The organism is Aeromicrobium phoceense (assembly GCF_013868155.1).
Lineage (GTDB): Bacteria > Actinomycetota > Actinomycetes > Propionibacteriales > Nocardioidaceae > Aeromicrobium > Aeromicrobium phoceense.
In genome coordinates this window covers 581,861-598,387 of the sequence record NZ_JACEOG010000001.1, presented here as the reverse complement: position 1 = coordinate 598,387, position 16,527 = coordinate 581,861, and the positions used below count along the sequence as shown (strand labels likewise).

Below are 16,527 nucleotides of genomic sequence, written 5' to 3'. Positions count from 1 at the left end.
CACGGAGGAACCGTGGACAGCCCGTGCAGGCCGAGGATCAGGCGTTCACCTTGGCGTAGTGGTCCTCGAGGTGGGGCCGGTGCAGGTTCTCGCCCTCGATGTCCACGTTGGGCAGGATCCGGTCCAGCCAGCGCGGCAGGTACCAGGCCTTCTCGCCCATGAGGTACATCAGCGCGGGAATCAGCACCATCCGCACCACGAACGCGTCGAAGATCACCGCGGCCGCCAGCGCGAAGCCCATCGACTGCACGATCGGCTCGTCCATGAAGATGAAGCCGGCGAACACCGAGGTCATGATGAGCGCCGCCGCCGTGACCACGCGGGCGCTGTTGCGGAAGCCGTCGACGACCGCCTCGCGGTACGAGGCACCGTGCACGTGGGCCTCACGGATCCGGGTCACCAGGAACACCTGGTAGTCCATCGCCAGGCCGAAGACCACGCCGATCAGGAAGATCGGGATGAAGCTCACGATCGGCTGGCCCGGGAAGATCCCGAACAGGCCCTCCTGGAAGATCGCGACGGTCGCGCCGAGCGTGGCCATCACCGACAGCAGGAAGCCGAGCGTCGCGGTGAGCGGCACCAGCAGCGAGCGGAAGACCATGACCAGCAGCACGAACGCCAGGCCGATGACGATCGCCAGGTAGACGGGCAGCGCGTCGGAGAGCTTCTCCGAGACGTCGGTCTGGATGGCCGTCATCCCGGTCACGCCGATGGACGTTCCCGTCTCGTCCTCGATGGCCTCCTCACCGTCGCGCAGCGACTGGAGCAGCTCCTCGGTGGCGGTGTCCTCGGCCCCGGACGACGGGGTGAGCAGGATCATCGCGCCCTGCTCGTTGCCGGCCGCCATCATGGCGCTCGCGACGTCGTCCTGGTCGGCGGCCCACTGCGTGACGGCCTGGTAGGCGGCCTGCTGCTCTTGGGGGTCCTCCACGCCGCGCGCGTCGACGACCACGAGCATCGGCGAGAGCCGGCCGGGGCCGAACGCCTCGGTCACGAGGTCTGACGCCTTGCGCTGGGTGGTGTCCTCCGCGGCGGTGTTGTCGGTCGGCAGCGCCAGGTGCATGTCCTTGACCGGAATCGCCAGGGCGCCGAGGCCCACGACGACCAGCAGCACCCACACCAGCGGCGCCCTGCCGACGAACCGCGCCCAGCGGACGCCGTGGTTCAGGACGTGACCGTTGGCCTCGCGGGCCGGCGTGTAGCGGCGGAACCGCAGGGAGAAGGCCTTGGTCTTCAGCATGCCCAGGATGGCGGGCAGCAGCGTCAGCGCGACCAGCACCGCGACGGCCACGGTCGCGGCCGCGCCCAGGCCCATGGCCGTGAGGAACGAGATCCCGACGACGCTGAGGGCGACGAGGGCGATGATCACCGTCAGACCGGCGAACACCACGGCCGAACCGGCGGTGCCGACGGCGATGCCCATCGCCTCCTGGCGGTCGTCGGTGTGCTCGAGCTCGCTGCGGTAGCGGGCCAGGATGAACAGGGCGTAGTCGATGCCGACCGCCAGGCCGAGCATGCTGGCCAGCGCCGTGGTGCTCGACGGGACCTCGGTGATCGCCGTCATCGCGGTGATCGCGGTGAGGCCGACGCCGACGCCGATGCCCGCCGTGACGATGGGCATGCCGGCGGCGACGAGGGAGCCGAACGTGAGGGCGAGGATCACGAGGGCCAGGCCGATGCCGATCAGCTCCGACGAGGCGCCGGCGGGCTCCATGGACTGCATGGCGGAGCCGGAGACCTCGACGGTCAGGCCGGCGTCGCGCGCCGTGTCCATGACCTCGGTGACCTCGTCCTGCATCTCGGGCGTCACCTCGAGCACCGTGGGGGTGTCGAACGTGAACGCGATCGTGCCGACGCGGCCGTCCTCCGACAGCGGGGTGGCCGCGTCGATCTGCGCGGTCGCCCGGGCCAGGGCGGCGTCGCGGTCGAACGGCTGGCCGGCGGCCGTGGCCTGCTCCTGCGCCTGGTCGACGCCGCCGACGGCCTGGGCCCCGAGCCCGGCAGCCGCCTCCACCGGTCCGACGACGCCGTCCTCGACGTCGTCGAGCGCGTTCAGCTCGGAAACGAGCGTCGCCACGGTGCCCGCGTGGGGCTCGGCCGACAGCTGCTCACCCTCGGGGGCAGCCACCACGATCGTCGCGCTGGGCGCGTCGACCGGTGCGGCGTCGGGGAAGAGCTCCTGCTGCAGCTCGGCCGCCTCGACGGACTCGATGCCGGGAATCGAGAAGGTGTTGGACATCGGCTTGGACAGGTAGCCGGCGACGGCACCGAGGCCGATGAGCGCGATGAGCCAGGCGGCGATGAAGATCGGCCAGCGCCGGTAGGCGGTCTTGCCGAGTCGGTAGAGCAGGGTTGCCATGAAGGTCTTTCTCGGGTGGGTGGTCGGAGGATCAGGCGCGACGGGTGCCGAACAGGGCACTCGTCGCGGCGAAGGCGCGGTCGAAGTGATGGGCGACCGTCTGCGACGGGTCGGCGAGCGACTCGTCGAGGGCGGCGTCGCACAGGGTGAGGATCAGGTTGCCGATGAGTCGCAGGTCCAGCGGGTCGACGGCCTTGCCCTCGCGGTGCTCGATCGCCTCGGAGAGCTTCCGGGCGCGTTCGACGAAGCGCTCGTGCACCGCCGACATCAGTCGATGGTCGCGGCGCAGGATGCGGCGGACCGCTGCGAGCTCGGCCGGGTCGGGCACCTCGGCCTCGAGCGAGGTGCGCACGAGCTCCTTCACGTCGACCAGGAGGTCACCGGTCGGGCCGCCGGACAGGAACGTGGCGACGATCGCCTCGTCGGGGTCCTGGTCCGGGCCGAGCACGGCGTCGAGCTTGCCCGGCACGTAGTTGAACAGGGTCCGGCGCGAGACGCCCGCGGCCTCGGCCAGCTCCTCCATCGTGAAGCCGTCCAGACCGCGTTCGTCGGTCAGCAGGCGGGCATGGCGCACGATCGCCGCGAGGGTGCGCTCACGCCGCGTCGAACTTGCACTCTTTGCCATGAAGTGCATTCTTGCACTTCGCGAGCCACAGTGCAAAGTTCGTGATCATGCTCACGTCACGACGGGCCGACCGGCCGCCTCCCAAGCGTCCATCCCGCCGTCGAGGTTCACCGCGTGGTGGCCGATCGACGTCAGCCAGGCGGTGGCTCGCGCCGACCGCTGGCCGAGGTGGCACACCACCAGCAGGGGACGCTGCGGATCGAGCTCGCCGACGTGCAGCGGCAGCTGTCCCAAGGGGATGTGCAGCGCCGACTCGACGTGCCCGGCGGCCCACTCGTGGGGCTCGCGGACGTCCAGTACGAGCCAGTCCGCCGGCAGCGGATCGGGCACTTCGGCCACGGTGACGTGGGGCACGTGGGAGTCGCTCATGGGACGGGGCACCTTCCCCGGGGTCTTGAATCCCGGCCGGTTGAATGGTTAATTGTTACTAGTCATGCGGTCGTGGCGCACGGTGCGTCCTGCCCTCGTGACGGTTCGCGTGTCGACGAGACGTGCTGGGAGGAGGACCCATGGTGGAGAGTCGCGACGTGGTGCGACTGCCCTTCGAGTCTTCCACCCCGGGCATCGCCCGCACGAAGCTGGCGGCGTTCCTGACCCGCAACCGCACCGATCTGGCCGCCATCGACAACGCCCTCATCGTGCTGAGCGAGATGATCGCGAACGCCGTCGCCCACGGCACCCCCGACGACGACGGGGCTATGGAGATCTCCTGGGCGATCGAGAACGGTCACCTCCTGCTGAGCGTTCGCGACTTCGGCCGCGGCTCCGGCGCCGACCTCGTGCCGCGCCCCTTCGACGAGGACTCCCTCGGTGGCCGCGGCCTCTCGATCATCAGCCGGGTCGCCGACAACTGGTCGGTCGACCTGAGTGAGGGCACCTGCGTGCGCGCCGAGCTCACGCTGGCCTGAGCACCGAACCCACGCCGCCGACGGATACCGTGTCGGCCATGGGCAAGAAGTCGCGAGGAACCAAGCCGGCCAAGCAGCGCATGCCGTTCGTGGCACGCACCTTCGAGGGACTCCCGTCCGAGGGTGACTGGGTCGCGATGCGCGAGTTCGTCCCGTCGGCCACGGCCCGCGTGGGCCTGCGCGACGGAGGAACCGTCCGGATCTGCTCGCTGCTGCCGGGTGCCGGCGCCGGGCTCGTGCGTCCCGACGGCGAGATCTGGGTCGGCCTGCAGGTCATGCACAACCACGGTGACATCAGCCGCGACCTGGCCCACGTCATCGAGGTGGCGCGCGAGACCGAGCCGGGCACGCCCATCCGCATGACGCCCCCGGGCGTGGGCGCCCGCCTGCAGGACCTCATCGATCCCGACGGCTCCTTCGAGATCGAGCTGCACGACGGCTTCGACTGGTGGCTCGTCGAGGAGGACCGCGGCTCGTCCGCGGCCGCGTCGGCGCTCGAGGAGGCCAACGCCACCGTCGCGCCCACCACGCGCCTCACCGCCACCGACTCCGCCTACGTCACCGAGATGGGCGACCACGCGTACCTGCGCTGGATCATGCTCGACGAGGAGGGCCCGCTGCTCGACGCGTTCGCCCGCCTGCGCGCCACCGGCACCGACTCGCTCGGCGAGGGCACCAAGCTGATCGGCATCTTCCGCGCCCACGGCCTGCTGGTGCCCGTCTGGGAGCTCGACGGCGTCGGGGCCACCGAGCTCGATGCCGCCGTCCCGGACTTCGTCGCCGTGCTCGATGGGGCCAAGGCGCAGGCCGCCGAGCTGTCCGCAGCCGAGCGCACGGCCCGCCGCGACCTGGTCAGCCGACAGGTCACCATTCGCTGAATCGACGGGCCGATCGACGTGCCGTCGGTCACGGGGTTCGGTGTCACTGCCGCCCAGCCCCTAGGCTGATTGCGTGGACTGGAACGACTACGACGCCGCGTTGTTCGACCTCGACGGAGTGATCACGCCCACCGCCGAGGTCCACGAGACGGCCTGGGGCCGGATGTTCAACGACTTCCTCGCGGGGCACCCGGACGCCGAGCCCTACACCGACGCCGACTACTTCGCGTACGTCGACGGCAAGCCGCGCTACGAGGGCGTGCGCTCGTTCCTCGAGTCGCGCGGCATCGAGCTGCCGTACGGCGACCCGTCGGACGATCCCGCAGCCGAGACCGTCTGCGCGCTCGGCAACCGCAAGAACGACTACTTCCGCGAGGTGCTGCGGACCGAGGGGGTCGAGGCGTACCCCGGCTCGATCCGGCTGCTCGACGCCCTCGAGGAGCGCGGCGTCAAGGCCGCCCTCGTGTCCAGCTCGCGCAACGCCCGGCCCGTGCTCGAGGCCGCCGGCATCACCGAGCGCTTCGAGGTGATCATCGACGGCGAGGTAGCGGCCGCCGAGCACATCGCCGGCAAGCCCCGTCCCGACACGTACGCCGCCGCAGCCGAGCGCCTCGGCGTTCCCACGCAGCGGTCGGTCGTCCTCGAGGACGCCGTGTCCGGCGTCCAGGCGGGCGCCGCCGGCGACTTCGGCCTCGTCGTGGGCGTCGACCGCGGCGCCGGCGCCGAGACGCTGCGCGAGAACGGTGCCGACGTGGTCGTCTCGGACCTGGCGGAGCTCCTGTGAGCGAGCGCGCGATCCCGGTGCCCCCGTGCCGTCGCTCCCACTCGGCGGTGATCGCATGAGCGAGCGTCAGCGAGTGAGCCATGCAGATCTCATGCCGGCGGCCCCGTACCGTCGCTTCTCCACGGGGGTGACGGCATGAGCTCGCACGAGGCCCCCCTGGCGGACGACTTCCTCGACCGGGTGCGCTGGCCGGCCGATCCGTGGCGGCTCGTCGAGACCGAGCCCGACCAGACCGACCTCGGCGTCACCGAGACGCTCTTCGCGGTCGGCAACGGCTACCTCGGCATGCGCGGCAACGTCACGGAGGGCCGCGACTCCCACACCCACGGCACGTTCGTGAACGGCTTCCACGAGACGTGGAAGATCCACCACGCCGAGGAGGCATACGGGTTCGCGCGCGTCGGCCAGACGATCGTCAACGCACCCGACGCCAAGGTGATCCGGCTCTACGTCGACGACGAGCCGCTGCTGCTGAGCGTCGCCGACCTGCTCGAGTACGAGCGCGCCATCGACTTCCGCGAGGGGGTGCTGCGGCGCGAGATCCTGTGGCGCACCCCGTCGAACAAGCGCGTGCGCGTCGTGGCCACCCGGATGGTGTCGTTCGCCCAGCGCCACCTCGCGGTGCTGGAGTTCGAGGTCACGATGCTCGACGACAGCGCCCCCATCGCGATCTCGTCGCAGATCCTCAACCGCCAGGACGGCGAGGACGAGTACCACGTCCGTTCGAAGTCCATGGGCGAGGGACACGACCCCCGCAAGTCCGAGGGCTTCGACCGGCGAGTGCTCGAGCCCCGGCACAGCTGGGGCGACGCCGACCAGGGCCGGGTGTCCCTGGGCTTCCGGTGCTCCGACAGCGGCATGACCCTGGCCGTCGCGGCCGACCACCAGCTCGAGACCTCCCTGGACTACACGACCCGGGTCCAGGTCGAGGACGACCTGGCGAAGGTGACGTACCGGATCGCGGCCCAGCCGGGCGAGACGATCCGGCTCACGAAGCTGGTCGCCTACCACACGTCCCGCGGCGTTCCGGTGCGCGAGCTCGTCGACCGCTGCCGCCGCACGCTCGAGCGCGCGGCGCAGGACGGCGTCGCGCGGCTGCACGAGGCGCAGGCCGCGTGGCTGTCCGACTTCTGGGCCCGGTCCGACGTCGAGGTCCCCGGGCACACCGCCATCCAGCAGGCGATCCGCTGGAACCTCTTCCAGGTGGCGCAGGCCAGCGCCCGCGCCGAGGGGGCGGGCATCCCCGCGAAGGGCGTCACCGGCTCGGGCTACAGCGGTCACTACTTCTGGGACACCGAGGTCTACGTCCTGCCGTTCCTGACCTACACGAACCCCGACCACGCCCGCAACGCCCTGCGATTCCGGCACAGCCTGCTCGACGCGGGCCGGCGCCGCGCGCGCGAGATGTCGCAGTCGGGTGCCCTCTTCCCGTGGCGCACGATCAACGGCGAGGAGGCCTCGGCCTTCTTCGCGGCGGGCACCGCGCAGTACCACATCGATGCCGACATCGCGTATGCCGTGACGCAGTACTACCTCGCCACCGGCGACGAGGACTTCATGATCCGCCAGGGCATCGACATCCTCGTCGAGACCGCGCGGATGTGGGTCGACCTGGGGTTCTGGCGCGACGAGGAGGTGGGCACGTTCCACATCCACGGCGTCACCGGTCCGGACGAGTACACCACCGTCGTGAACGACAACATGTTCACGAACGTCATGGCGCGGTTCAACCTCGGCGCGGCGGCGTTCGCCGTGAAGCGGCTCGCCGAGCGCGACGAGATCGCTTACCAGCGCATGATCACCCGGCTCGCGCTCCAGGACCACGAGATCACCGACTGGGAGCGCGCCGCCCGCAACATGGCGATCCCCTACGACGAGGCGCTCGGCGTCCACCCGCAGGACCAGCACTTCCTCGAGCGTGAGGTCTGGGACCTCGACCACACGCCGCTGGACAAGCGTCCGCTGCTGCTGAACTACCACCCGCTGGTGATCTACCGGTTCCAGGTGATCAAGCAGGCCGACGTCGTGCTGGCCCTCTACCTGCAGGGCCACCACTTCACGTCGGAGCAGAAGCGCGCCAACTTCGAGTACTACGACCCGATCACCACGGGCGACTCCACGCTGTCCGCCGTGGTGCAGTCGATCATCGCCGCCGAGGTCGGGTACCGCGACCTGGCCTACCGCTACTTCCTCGGCGCGCTCTTCGTCGACCTGGCCGACCGCCACAAGAACGCCACCGACGGTGTGCACGTGGCCTCGACCGGAGGCGTCTGGGGCGTCCTGGCCGGAGGGTTCGGAGGGTTCCGCGACCACAGTGGCGACTTCTCGATCGACCCGCGCCTGCCCGAGGCCTGGGACGAGTTGACCTACCGCGTGACGCTGCACGGCACCCGGGTCCGGGTCACCGTGCGTCGCGAGGAGCTCGAGCTGTTCGTCGAGGACCAGCAGCCCGACGCGCAGGGCCGGCTCGTCGACCCCACGTTCTTCGTGCGCAAGCGCTCGATCACCGTGAAGCCCGGCGAGCCCGTGGTGGTGCCGCTGGAGGGTCAGGGCCCCGTGATCGAGGGCACCCCGCCGCCGGTGTCGGGCCGCCGTCGCGCCGACGGCACGATCATCACCGCGATCGTCCCCGGCGGCTGAGCCCTACTCCGCGGGTGCCAGCGTGGCCGGCACCCGCACCAGGACGACGCCCGGGTGGATCTCGGCCGTGATCTCGCGGCCCTCGCCCACCGGGTCGCCGTCGAGCTGCATCGGCACGGGCTTCTCGGCCTTCACGTGCACGCGCTGGGCGCACAGGCGGGTCAGCCGTGCGTCGTTGGTCTTGCGGCGCGTGATGACGCGGGCCACGATCGACAGCCAGCCGATGAAGCGCTTGGGCGCCACGATCACGACGTCGAGCAGTCCGTCGTCGATCTGCGCGTCGGGCAGCAGCGGGATGCCGCCCTGCAGGAAGCCCACGTTGCCGATCACCACGGTGCGGGCCCGGAAGTGGCGCGGCTCGTCGTCGTCGAGGGTGATCTCGACCTTGGTGCGTGGGAACGTGATCGCCTTGACGCCCGAGACGAAGTACGCGAGGTAGCCGACGCGCTTCTTCAGGTCCTCGTTGACGCCCGTCATGATCATGGCGTCCATGCCCAGGCCGGCCATCACGAGGAACGAGGTCTCCGTGCCGCCGTCCGTGCTGAAGCTGGCCAGGTCGATCGCGCGGTCCTGGCCGCCGAACACGACGTCGAGGGCGTCGCGCGTGTTCACGGGGATGTCGAGGTTGCGCGCGAGCAGGTTGCCGGTGCCGTGGGGCAGCACGCCGATCGCGACACCGGAGCGGGTCGCCTCCTCGCACACGGCGCGCACCGTGCCGTCGCCGCCGGCGGCGATCACGAGGTCGACGTCGGAGTCGAGGGCGAGGCGGGTCTGGCCGTGGCCGGGGTCCTCGATGGTGGTCTCGAACCACTGCGGCTCGTCCCAGCCGTGCGCGGCGCCGACCTGGCGCACCTTCGCCTTGAAGTCCTCGATGTCGCCGACCTTGACGGGGTTGAGCACCACCGCGGCGCGGCGGCGTCCCGAGCCCGTGACGACCGCGAGCTCGGACGGCAGCCGACCGCGGCCGTGGACCAGGAGCTGCCACAGCAGGAGCGTGGCGGTGACGCCGAAGCACAGGCCCGCCGTGACGTCGCTGAGGAAGTGAACGCCCAGGAAGACACGGTCGGCGGCCACCAGCAGGGCGAGCACGATCCACAGCGTCAGCCAGAGGCGCCGGCGCAGCCCACGGCCCGTGACCACGATCGTGAGGAGCGCCAGGACGGTGAAGAACAGCCCGGCGCCCGCGGAGTGTCCGCTGGGGAACGAGTAGCCGCCGATCTCGTGCAGGGGCAGGTCCCACACCGGACGCTCGCGCTTCACGGCGAGCTTGATCAGCGCGTTGCCGGCCAGGACCACGACACCGGACACGACCACCCAGATCGCCACGAGCCGCTCGTTGCGCCACCACAGCAGGCCGGCGAGCACCGAGAGCACGATGGCGACGGTCCAGTTGCTGGTGGCGACGGCGACGAAGTCGAGGAGGTCGACCAGCCAGGCGCGCGACGCCGAGACGTCGTAGGCCCACTCGGCGACCTCCTGGTCGAGGTCCATCAGTGGCTGCCAGCGGATCGACACCAGGATCGTCAGGACGACGAACACGACGCCGCCGATCACCATGAGGGCGGTCGGCAGGAGCGGCCGGTCGCCGTCGGCACGGCGCAGGTCGATCGTCACTGCGGTCCTCTCGTCAGAAATGGGGCCCGCTCAGCGTAACCGCGCCGGGACGACTCGGCCGTTCACGCCTCGCTAGGCTGGCGGGGTGATCGATCCCCGACTGTTGCGCGACGAACCCGACCTGCTGCGAGCCGCCCAGGAGCGCCGGGGCGAGTCGCCCGAGGTCGTCGACCAGCTCATCGCGGCCGACGAGGCCCGTCGCGCCGCGATCGTGCGGTTCGAGGCCGTGCGGTCCGAGCAGAAGCAGCTCGGCAAGCAGATCCCGAAGGCGCAGGGCGACGAGAAGCAGGCGCTGCTGGCGCGCACGAAGGAGCTGAGCACCGAGGTCAAGGCCGCGGAGGCCGCCCAGGCCGAGTCCGCGAAGGCGTTCGAGCTGCTGCTGAAGTCCCTGCCGAACCCCACGGTCGACGCGCCCCCGGGCGGCGAGGACGACTTCGTCGTGCTCGAGGAGATCGGCACCCCGCGTGACTTCGCCGCCGAGGGCTTCGAGCCGCGCGACCACCTCGAGCTGGGCGAGCTGCTCGGCGCCATCGACGTCGAGCGCGGCGCGAAGGTCAGCGGCTCGCGGTTCTACTACCTCACGGGCGTCGGTGCCCAGCTCGAGCTCGCGCTCGTGCAGCTGGCGATGTCCACGGCCGCCGAGTGGGGCTTCACGCCGATGATCCCCCCGGCGCTGGTCAAGCCGCAGGCGATGGAGGGCACCGGCTTCCTCGGCCAGGCGGCTGACGACGTCTACCACCTGGAGAAGGACGACCTCTACCTCGTCGGCACCTCCGAGGTGCCTCTCGCGGCCTACCACGGCGGCGAGATCCTTCCCACGGAATCGCTGCCCCGTCGCTACGCCGCCTTCAGCCCGTGCTTCCGTCGTGAGGCCGGGTCGTACGGCAAGGACACCCGCGGCATCTTCCGCGTGCACTGGTTCGACAAGGTCGAGATGTTCGTCTACACCACGCTCGACCAGGCGGCCGTCGAGCACGAGCGGCTGCTGGGCTGGGAGAAGGCGTGGCTCGCGAAGCTCGAGCTGCCGTTCCGGGTCGTCGACGTGGCGGCGGGAGACCTGGGCCTGTCGGCCGTGCGCAAGTTCGACTGCGAGGCGTGGATTCCCACGCAGGCCAAGTACCGCGAGCTCTCGTCGGCGTCGAACTGCACCGAGTTCCAGGCACGCCGGCTCGACGTGCGCACCCGCGGCGCGGCCGACGAGGGCACCTCGCACGTCGCCACGCTCAACGGCACGCTGTGCGCGATGACCCGCACGATCGTGGCGCTGCTGGAGAACGGCCAGCAGGCCGACGGCTCGGTGCGGCTGCCGGCGGCGCTGCACCCGCTCCTCGGCGAGGTCCTGAGGCCGATCGGTCAGGCGTCGGCGTGACCTGGCGCCCGAAGCTCGTCGCACTCGACGTCGACGGCACGATCGTCGACCACCGCAACGAGCTCAGCCCCGCGGTGAAGGAGGCGATCCTCGGCCTGCGCGAGCAGGGCGTCCCGGTGGTCATCGCCACCGGCCGCGCGGTGCCGGGCGTCTACGACGTGCTCGACAAGCTGGGGTTCCGTGAGGGTCTCGGCGTGGCCAGCAACGGCTCCGTGGTGTTCGACGTCGACCCGTTCGAGGTCGTCCACACCACCACGTTCGACGCCCGCGAGGCGGTCAAGCGCGTGCTCGAGCGGGTGCCGGAGGCCCTCGTGGCGGTCGAGGAGGTCGGCATCGGCTACCGCGTGAACCGCGCGTTTCCCAAGGGCGAGATCACCGGCAAGATCATCCTCGACGAGGTCGACCGCATGGTCTCCCAGCCCGTCACCCGCGTCGTCGTGCGAGCCCCCGACCACGACCGCGACGAGTTCTCGAAGCTGGTCGAGGACCTCGGCCTCGACGGCACGAACTACTACATCGGCTACACCGCGTGGCTCGACCTCGCGCCCGAGGGCGTCTCGAAGGCGTCGGGCCTCGACGTCGTGAGCCGCTCGATGGGCCTCACCGCCGCCGACGTCCTCGCCGTCGGTGACGGCAGCAACGACGTCGAGATGATCCGCTGGGCCGGCCGCGGCGTCGCCATGGGCCAGGCTCCCGACGAGCTCATCGCCGTCGCCGACCACGTCACCGGCCCGGTCGAGGCCGACGGACTCGCCGAGGAGCTCTCGCGCTGGCTCGACTGACGGTGCGCCCGGAGCGCACCGCTCGCCGCACGACAGGGGCCGCTCGTCGGTGTGCTCTGGCGCACACCGGCCGTGATGGGGCACCGTAAAGTCGTCGGCAGTTGTGACCTGCGACACCAGAACCCCCACCGCGCCAGGAGGCCCACTCGTGACTCAGACCGGCATCGACAACCTCGCCCACGAGGACCGCATCTTCGAGCCGCCGGCCGACCTGGCCGCCAACGCCAACGTCACCGCCGAGGCCTACGACCGCGCCGCGCAGGACCGCCTCGGATTCTGGGGCGAGCAGGCGAACCGGCTCACCTGGGACACCCCGTTCACCGACGTCCTCGACTGGTCGAACCCGCCGTTCGCGAAGTGGTTCGTCGGCGGCAAGCTGAACGTCGCGTACAACTGCGTCGACCGCCACGTGGAGAACGGCCTGGGCGACAAGGTCGCGTTCCACTTCGTCGGCGAGCCCGGCGACACCCGCGACATCACGTACAGCCAGCTCAAGGACGAAGTGTCCAAGGCCGCCAACGCGATCACCGAGCTCGGCATCGAGGCCGGCGACCGCGTGGCCATCTACCTGCCGATGATCCCCGAGGCCGTCATCGCGATGCTCGCGTGCGCCCGCGTGGGCGCACCGCACACGGTGGTCTTCGGCGGCTTCAGCTCCGACGCCCTCGCCAGCCGGGTGGAGGACTGCGAGGCCAAGCTCGTCATCACCGCCGACGGCGGCTACCGTCGCGGCAACCCCTCGGCCCTCAAGCCCGCCGTCGACGAGGCGATCGCCAAGCTCGGCGACAGGAGCCCGGTCGAGAACGTGCTGGTGGTGCGCCGCACCGGCCAGGAGGTCGCGTTCGACCAGGACATCGACGTCTGGTGGGACGAGCTGGTCGACGAGTCCTCGACCGACCACACCCCCGAGGCGTTCGACGCCGAGCACCCGCTCTACGTCATGTACACGTCGGGCACCACGGGCAAGCCGAAGGGCATCCTGCACACCAGCGGCGGCTACCTGACGCAGTGCGCCTACACGTTCGACGCCGTCTTCGACCACAAGCGCGACACCGACGTGTTCTGGTGCACCGCCGACGTCGGCTGGGTCACCGGCCACTCGTACATCGTCTACGGCCCCACGGCCGAGGGCGCCACGCAGGTGCTCTACGAGGGCACGCCCGACACCCCGCACAAGGGCCGCTGGTGGGAGATCATTGCCGAGAAGGGCGTGACGCTCTTCTACACCGCCCCCACCGCGATCCGCACGTTCATGAAGTGGGGCGACGACATCCCTGCCCAGTTCGACCTGTCGACGCTGCGCATCCTGGGCTCGGTGGGCGAGTCCATCAACCCCGAGGCCTACGTCTGGTACCGCAAGAACATCGGCGGCGACCGCACCCCGATCGTCGACACGTGGTGGCAGACCGAGACCGGCGCGCACATGCTCAGCCCGCTCCCGGGCGTGACGACCGCCAAGCCCGGCTCGGCCATGGGCCCGCTGCCGGGCATCAGCGCCGAGGTCGTGAACGACGAGGGCAAGCCGGTGGGCAACGGCGAGGGCGGCTACCTCGTCCTGACCGAGCCGTGGCCGTCGATGCTCCGCACCATCTGGGGCGACGACCAGCGGTTCAAGGACACCTACTGGGCGCGCTTCCCGAACATGTACTTCGCCGGCGACGGCGCCAAGAAGGACGACGACGGCGCCATCTGGCTGCTCGGTCGCGTCGACGACGTCATGAACGTCTCCGGGCACCGCCTGTCGACCACCGAGATCGAGTCCGCACTCGTGTCGCACCCCACCGTGGCCGAGGCCGCCGTCGTGGGTGCCTCGGACGACACCACCGGCCAGGCCGTCGTGGCGTTCGTGATCCTGCGCGAGTCGGCGGGCGAGGCCGGTGGCACCGAGGAGGCGATCGTCGCGCTGCGCAACCACGTGGCCAAGGAGATCGGCCCGATCGCCAAGCCGCGCCAGATCATGGTCGTGCCCGAGCTGCCCAAGACGCGGTCCGGCAAGATCATGCGCCGCCTGCTGCGCGACGTGGCCGAGAACCGCGAGGTCGGCGACGCGACGACCCTGGCCGACTCCTCGGTCATGGACCTCATCACCGCCGGCCTCAAGAAGCCGGCAGCCGACCAGGAATGACCGCGAGTCCGGGCTGCGGCGGTCACGAAAGGCTGTCGCGCCCGGACTTGGGTACTCTCGGGCCATGACGAAGACCACGGACGACCCCACGATCGGACGACTCGTCGCAGACGTGACCCGCGACCTCTCGTCGATCGTCCAGCACGAGATCGCGCTGGCGAAGTCGGAGCTGCGTGTCAGCGTGAAGGCGGGAGGCATCGGCGTCGCCCTCGTCGCCGTCGCCGCGTTCCTGCTGCTGCTGGTCCTGATCCTCGCCTCGATCACCGTGGCGTACTTCCTGACGATGACCGGGCTGCACCCCGCCTGGGCGTTCCTGATCGTGACGGCGTTCTACCTGCTGCTCGCCGTGGTGCTCGTGCTCGTGGCCTGGACCCGCTTCAAGAAGGTGCGCGCGCCCGAGAACACGATCGGCACGGTGCGCCAGCTGCCGGGGGCCCTGAAGCCGGGCAGCCCCTCGCCGGGCACGCGCGTCAAGACCGCCGCGCGCGGCTGAGCAGGCCCAGCAGCGTCAGCGCGGCGCCGCCCAGCGCCACCCACAGCAGCGTCGTGTCGAGCGACGCCACGATCCGGTCGGTCAGCACCTCGTGCAGCTCCCGGCCGTAGGCCGTGGCGGCCGCCTGGTCCTCGATGAACTGCGGCAGGGCCATCCGGCCCAGGACCCACCACGCACCCACCGCGAGCAGCACGCCGATCCCGAGCGCGGCCAGCGTGGTGGAGCGCCGACGTGAGACTGCGAGGGCGATCACCCCCGCGACCAGCGCGACCCCGATCGCCACGAGCGTCATGTCGCGGGCGCGTGAGACGGCAGCGACGAGGTCGGCCGGGTCCTCGTCGCTCACGGTGACCGGCAGCTCGGAGGGACCCGGGAGGGTGATCGGCAGGTCGACCTCGGCGATGGCCAGGTTCACCAGCGGCGCGACGTCGGCCCGGATGTCGGTGGGCGTCGGCTCGGCGAACAGTCGCTGGTGCGTGCTGCGGGTGGTGTCGCGCCAGGCGCTGCTCCAGTCGGGCGATTCCGTCAGGCGCAGGATCGACCGGCTGACGGCGGACGCCACCTGGTCGTGCCACGCGATCGGCAGGCCGGTCTGGTCGGCGAACGCCTCGCCGGCGAGCGCCGCGGCGGCCTCCTGCACCTCGCGGTCGTCGCCGACGCGCGACGTGAGCTCGACGAAGCCGCTCTCGTCCTGGAGGTGCGTCGCCGACCACTGCGCACCGATCGCTACGAACGTCGCCAGGGTCGCGACGCACCACAGCAGCGCGGTGCCCAGCGTGCGCATCAGGCGCACGCCCCGGTGTCGACGGTCGACGTGGCCCGCGTGGCCGCCCGCGCGACGGGCAGGCTCTCACTGGCGGTCACGGCGTAGCCCGTCTCGGGGTCGGACAGTGACGCGGCGAAGATGACGCCGATGACGTCGCCCCGGGCCGAGAGCAGCGGGCCGCCGGAGTTCCCCGAGCGGACGAGCGAGCGGATCGAGAAGACGTCGCGCGACACGCGGCCGTCGCCGTAGATGTCGGGGCCTCTCAGGTCGAGCCGGCCGCGCACGCGCGCGGCGCGGGCATCGAAGGGGCCGTTCTCGGGGAAGCCAAGGACGGCCGCCGGGTCGCCCTGCTGCGCGCCGGTGTCGAAGCGCAGCGGCGTGCCGTCGAGGCCGGGGACATCGACGACCGCGAGATCGAGCTGGGTGTCGAACCACACCGGACGCGCCTCGAGCCTGCGGTCGCCCAGCGTCACCGTGGGCCGGTCGACGCCGGCGATGACGTGCGCGTTCGTCATGACGCGCTCGGGGGCGATGACGAACCCGGAGCCCTCGATCGTGCGGCGGCACTCGGCCTGGCCGAGCAGCCGCACGACGCTCTGGCGGGCCGAGCGGACCGACTTCAGGGCCAGGGTGGCCTCGTCCGGCGGCTCGGTGTCGGGGATGATCTCGGTCTCGAACGGATCGAGGTAGCGCGGGAAGACATCGCCGGTGAGGGTGTCGGTGAACGCGCGCAGGGCCTCTCCGGCGCGCTCGGGCATGAGGTTGTCGACGCGCGCCAGCACGGAGGAGTCGCGCACCGCCGAGCTGACGTACGGCAGCGTGGAGGCACTCACCGCGTAGCCGAGGGCCCACGAGGCCGCCATCACCACGACGGCGCCGAAGGCGGCCCCGAAGACGGCGTCGACGGCGCGACCGGGCCCGCGGCGGATGCGCAGCGACCGCCCGATGAGGGTGCCGACGAAGTTGCCGATGCCGGCCACGACGAACACCAGGACGATCGACATGACGGCCTGCATCGGGTCGCCCTCGCCCTGCCTGAAGAACCGCGGCGCGATGGCGATGCCCAGCAGGAAGCCCAGCAGCAGGCCACCGCCGGAGAAGACGTTCGAGACGAACCCGTGCACCCACCCCGCGTAGGCGTAGACCACGAACGTCACGACCAGGACGACATCGAGCCAGTTCAT

At 71.0% G+C, this 16,527-nt stretch carries 14 protein-coding genes; 8 read left to right on the top strand and 6 right to left on the bottom strand.

Annotated elements, in window-relative coordinates; all coding sequences use genetic code 11:
* Nucleotides 1-37 precede the first annotated feature (37 nt).
* Genes H1W00_RS02880 through H1W00_RS02870 form a run of 3 tightly spaced genes read right to left on the bottom strand, consistent with a single transcriptional unit; the run spans nt 38 to nt 3,353 of the window.
* Nucleotides 38-2,359 (bottom strand): MMPL family transporter, encoded by a 2,322-nt coding sequence (locus H1W00_RS02880; protein ID WP_181753440.1) that lies wholly within the window; start codon nt 2,357-2,359, stop codon nt 38-40.
* A 31-nt stretch (nt 2,360-2,390) separates the two neighbouring features.
* Nucleotides 2,391-2,984 (bottom strand): TetR/AcrR family transcriptional regulator, encoded by a 594-nt coding sequence (locus tag H1W00_RS02875; protein WP_181753438.1) that lies wholly within the window; start codon nt 2,982-2,984, stop codon nt 2,391-2,393.
* A gap of 51 nt (nt 2,985-3,035) precedes the next feature.
* Nucleotides 3,036-3,353, bottom strand: coding sequence for a rhodanese-like domain-containing protein (locus H1W00_RS02870; RefSeq protein ID WP_181753436.1), 318 nt, complete (start codon nt 3,351-3,353; stop codon nt 3,036-3,038).
* 140 nt (nt 3,354-3,493) lie between these two features.
* Between H1W00_RS02870 and H1W00_RS02865 the strand changes: the two genes are divergently transcribed.
* The 4 genes from H1W00_RS02865 to H1W00_RS02850 all read left to right on the top strand — a co-directional run bounded on the left by H1W00_RS02865 (nt 3,494) and on the right by H1W00_RS02850 (nt 8,194).
* Nucleotides 3,494-3,892, top strand: coding sequence for an ATP-binding protein (locus H1W00_RS02865; protein WP_181753434.1), 399 nt, complete (start codon nt 3,494-3,496; stop codon nt 3,890-3,892).
* 38 nt (nt 3,893-3,930) lie between these two features.
* Nucleotides 3,931-4,770: a DUF5926 family protein gene (locus tag H1W00_RS02860; RefSeq protein WP_181753432.1), complete on the top strand. Its 840-nt coding sequence runs from the start codon at nt 3,931-3,933 to the stop codon at nt 4,768-4,770.
* 73 nt (nt 4,771-4,843) lie between these two features.
* Nucleotides 4,844-5,554, top strand: coding sequence for a beta-phosphoglucomutase family hydrolase (locus tag H1W00_RS02855; protein ID WP_181753430.1), 711 nt, complete (start codon nt 4,844-4,846; stop codon nt 5,552-5,554).
* A gap of 135 nt (nt 5,555-5,689) precedes the next feature.
* Nucleotides 5,690-8,194, top strand: coding sequence for a glycoside hydrolase family 65 protein (locus H1W00_RS02850; protein WP_181753428.1), 2,505 nt, complete (start codon nt 5,690-5,692; stop codon nt 8,192-8,194).
* A 3-nt stretch (nt 8,195-8,197) separates the two neighbouring features.
* Here the strand turns inward: H1W00_RS02850 and H1W00_RS02845 are convergent, their stop codons facing one another.
* Nucleotides 8,198-9,808, bottom strand: coding sequence for a YegS/Rv2252/BmrU family lipid kinase (locus H1W00_RS02845; protein WP_181753426.1), 1,611 nt, complete (start codon nt 9,806-9,808; stop codon nt 8,198-8,200).
* Between the two features lie 85 nt (nt 9,809-9,893).
* On the opposite strand from H1W00_RS02845, the gene serS reads away from it, so the two are divergent.
* The 4 genes from serS to H1W00_RS02825 all read left to right on the top strand — a co-directional run bounded on the left by serS (nt 9,894) and on the right by H1W00_RS02825 (nt 14,577).
* Entirely contained in the window at nt 9,894-11,177 is a 1,284-nt protein-coding gene (serS, locus tag H1W00_RS02840) for a serine--tRNA ligase (RefSeq protein WP_181753425.1), read from the top strand.
* A complete protein-coding gene (locus tag H1W00_RS02835; RefSeq protein WP_181753424.1) occupies nt 11,174-11,959 on the top strand; it encodes an HAD-IIB family hydrolase in 786 nt (261 codons plus the stop codon). Before serS ends, H1W00_RS02835 begins: the two co-directional genes overlap by 4 nt.
* A gap of 148 nt (nt 11,960-12,107) precedes the next feature.
* Nucleotides 12,108-14,084 (top strand): acetate--CoA ligase, encoded by a 1,977-nt coding sequence (gene acs, locus H1W00_RS02830; protein WP_181753423.1) that lies wholly within the window; start codon nt 12,108-12,110, stop codon nt 14,082-14,084.
* Between the two features lie 64 nt (nt 14,085-14,148).
* Complete coding sequence (locus tag H1W00_RS02825) at nt 14,149-14,577, top strand: phage holin family protein (RefSeq protein WP_181753422.1); 429 nt, start codon at nt 14,149-14,151, stop codon at nt 14,575-14,577.
* On the opposite strand, the gene H1W00_RS02820 is transcribed toward H1W00_RS02825, so the two are convergent.
* A complete protein-coding gene (locus tag H1W00_RS02820; RefSeq protein WP_181753421.1) occupies nt 14,555-15,361 on the bottom strand; it encodes a hypothetical protein in 807 nt (268 codons plus the stop codon). The genes H1W00_RS02825 and H1W00_RS02820 overlap by 23 nt on opposite strands.
* The gene (locus H1W00_RS02815) at nt 15,361-16,527 is read right to left on the bottom strand and encodes a MarP family serine protease (RefSeq protein ID WP_181753420.1); all 1,167 of its coding nucleotides are present in this window, start codon (nt 16,525-16,527) and stop codon (nt 15,361-15,363) included. Before H1W00_RS02815 ends, H1W00_RS02820 begins: the two co-directional genes overlap by 1 nt.

Bases quoted from the DNA above. Each gene is read 5' to 3' on its own strand.
- H1W00_RS02860 (WP_181753432.1), top strand. From the start codon at position 3,931: ATGGGCAAGAAGTCGCGAGGAACCAAGCCGGCCAAGCAGCGCATGCCG.
- H1W00_RS02875 (WP_181753438.1), bottom strand. From the start codon at position 2,984: ATGGCAAAGAGTGCAAGTTCGACGCGGCGTGAGCGCACCCTCGCGGCG.
- H1W00_RS02815 (WP_181753420.1), bottom strand. From the start codon at position 16,527: ATGAACTGGCTCGATGTCGTCCTGGTCGTGACGTTCGTGGTCTACGCC.
- H1W00_RS02880 (WP_181753440.1), bottom strand. From the start codon at position 2,359: ATGGCAACCCTGCTCTACCGACTCGGCAAGACCGCCTACCGGCGCTGG.
- H1W00_RS02850 (WP_181753428.1), top strand. From the start codon at position 5,690: ATGAGCTCGCACGAGGCCCCCCTGGCGGACGACTTCCTCGACCGGGTG.
- H1W00_RS02865 (WP_181753434.1), top strand. From the start codon at position 3,494: ATGGTGGAGAGTCGCGACGTGGTGCGACTGCCCTTCGAGTCTTCCACC.
- H1W00_RS02825 (WP_181753422.1), top strand. From the start codon at position 14,149: ATGACGAAGACCACGGACGACCCCACGATCGGACGACTCGTCGCAGAC.
- H1W00_RS02820 (WP_181753421.1), bottom strand. From the start codon at position 15,361: ATGCGCACGCTGGGCACCGCGCTGCTGTGGTGCGTCGCGACCCTGGCG.
- H1W00_RS02870 (WP_181753436.1), bottom strand. From the start codon at position 3,353: ATGAGCGACTCCCACGTGCCCCACGTCACCGTGGCCGAAGTGCCCGAT.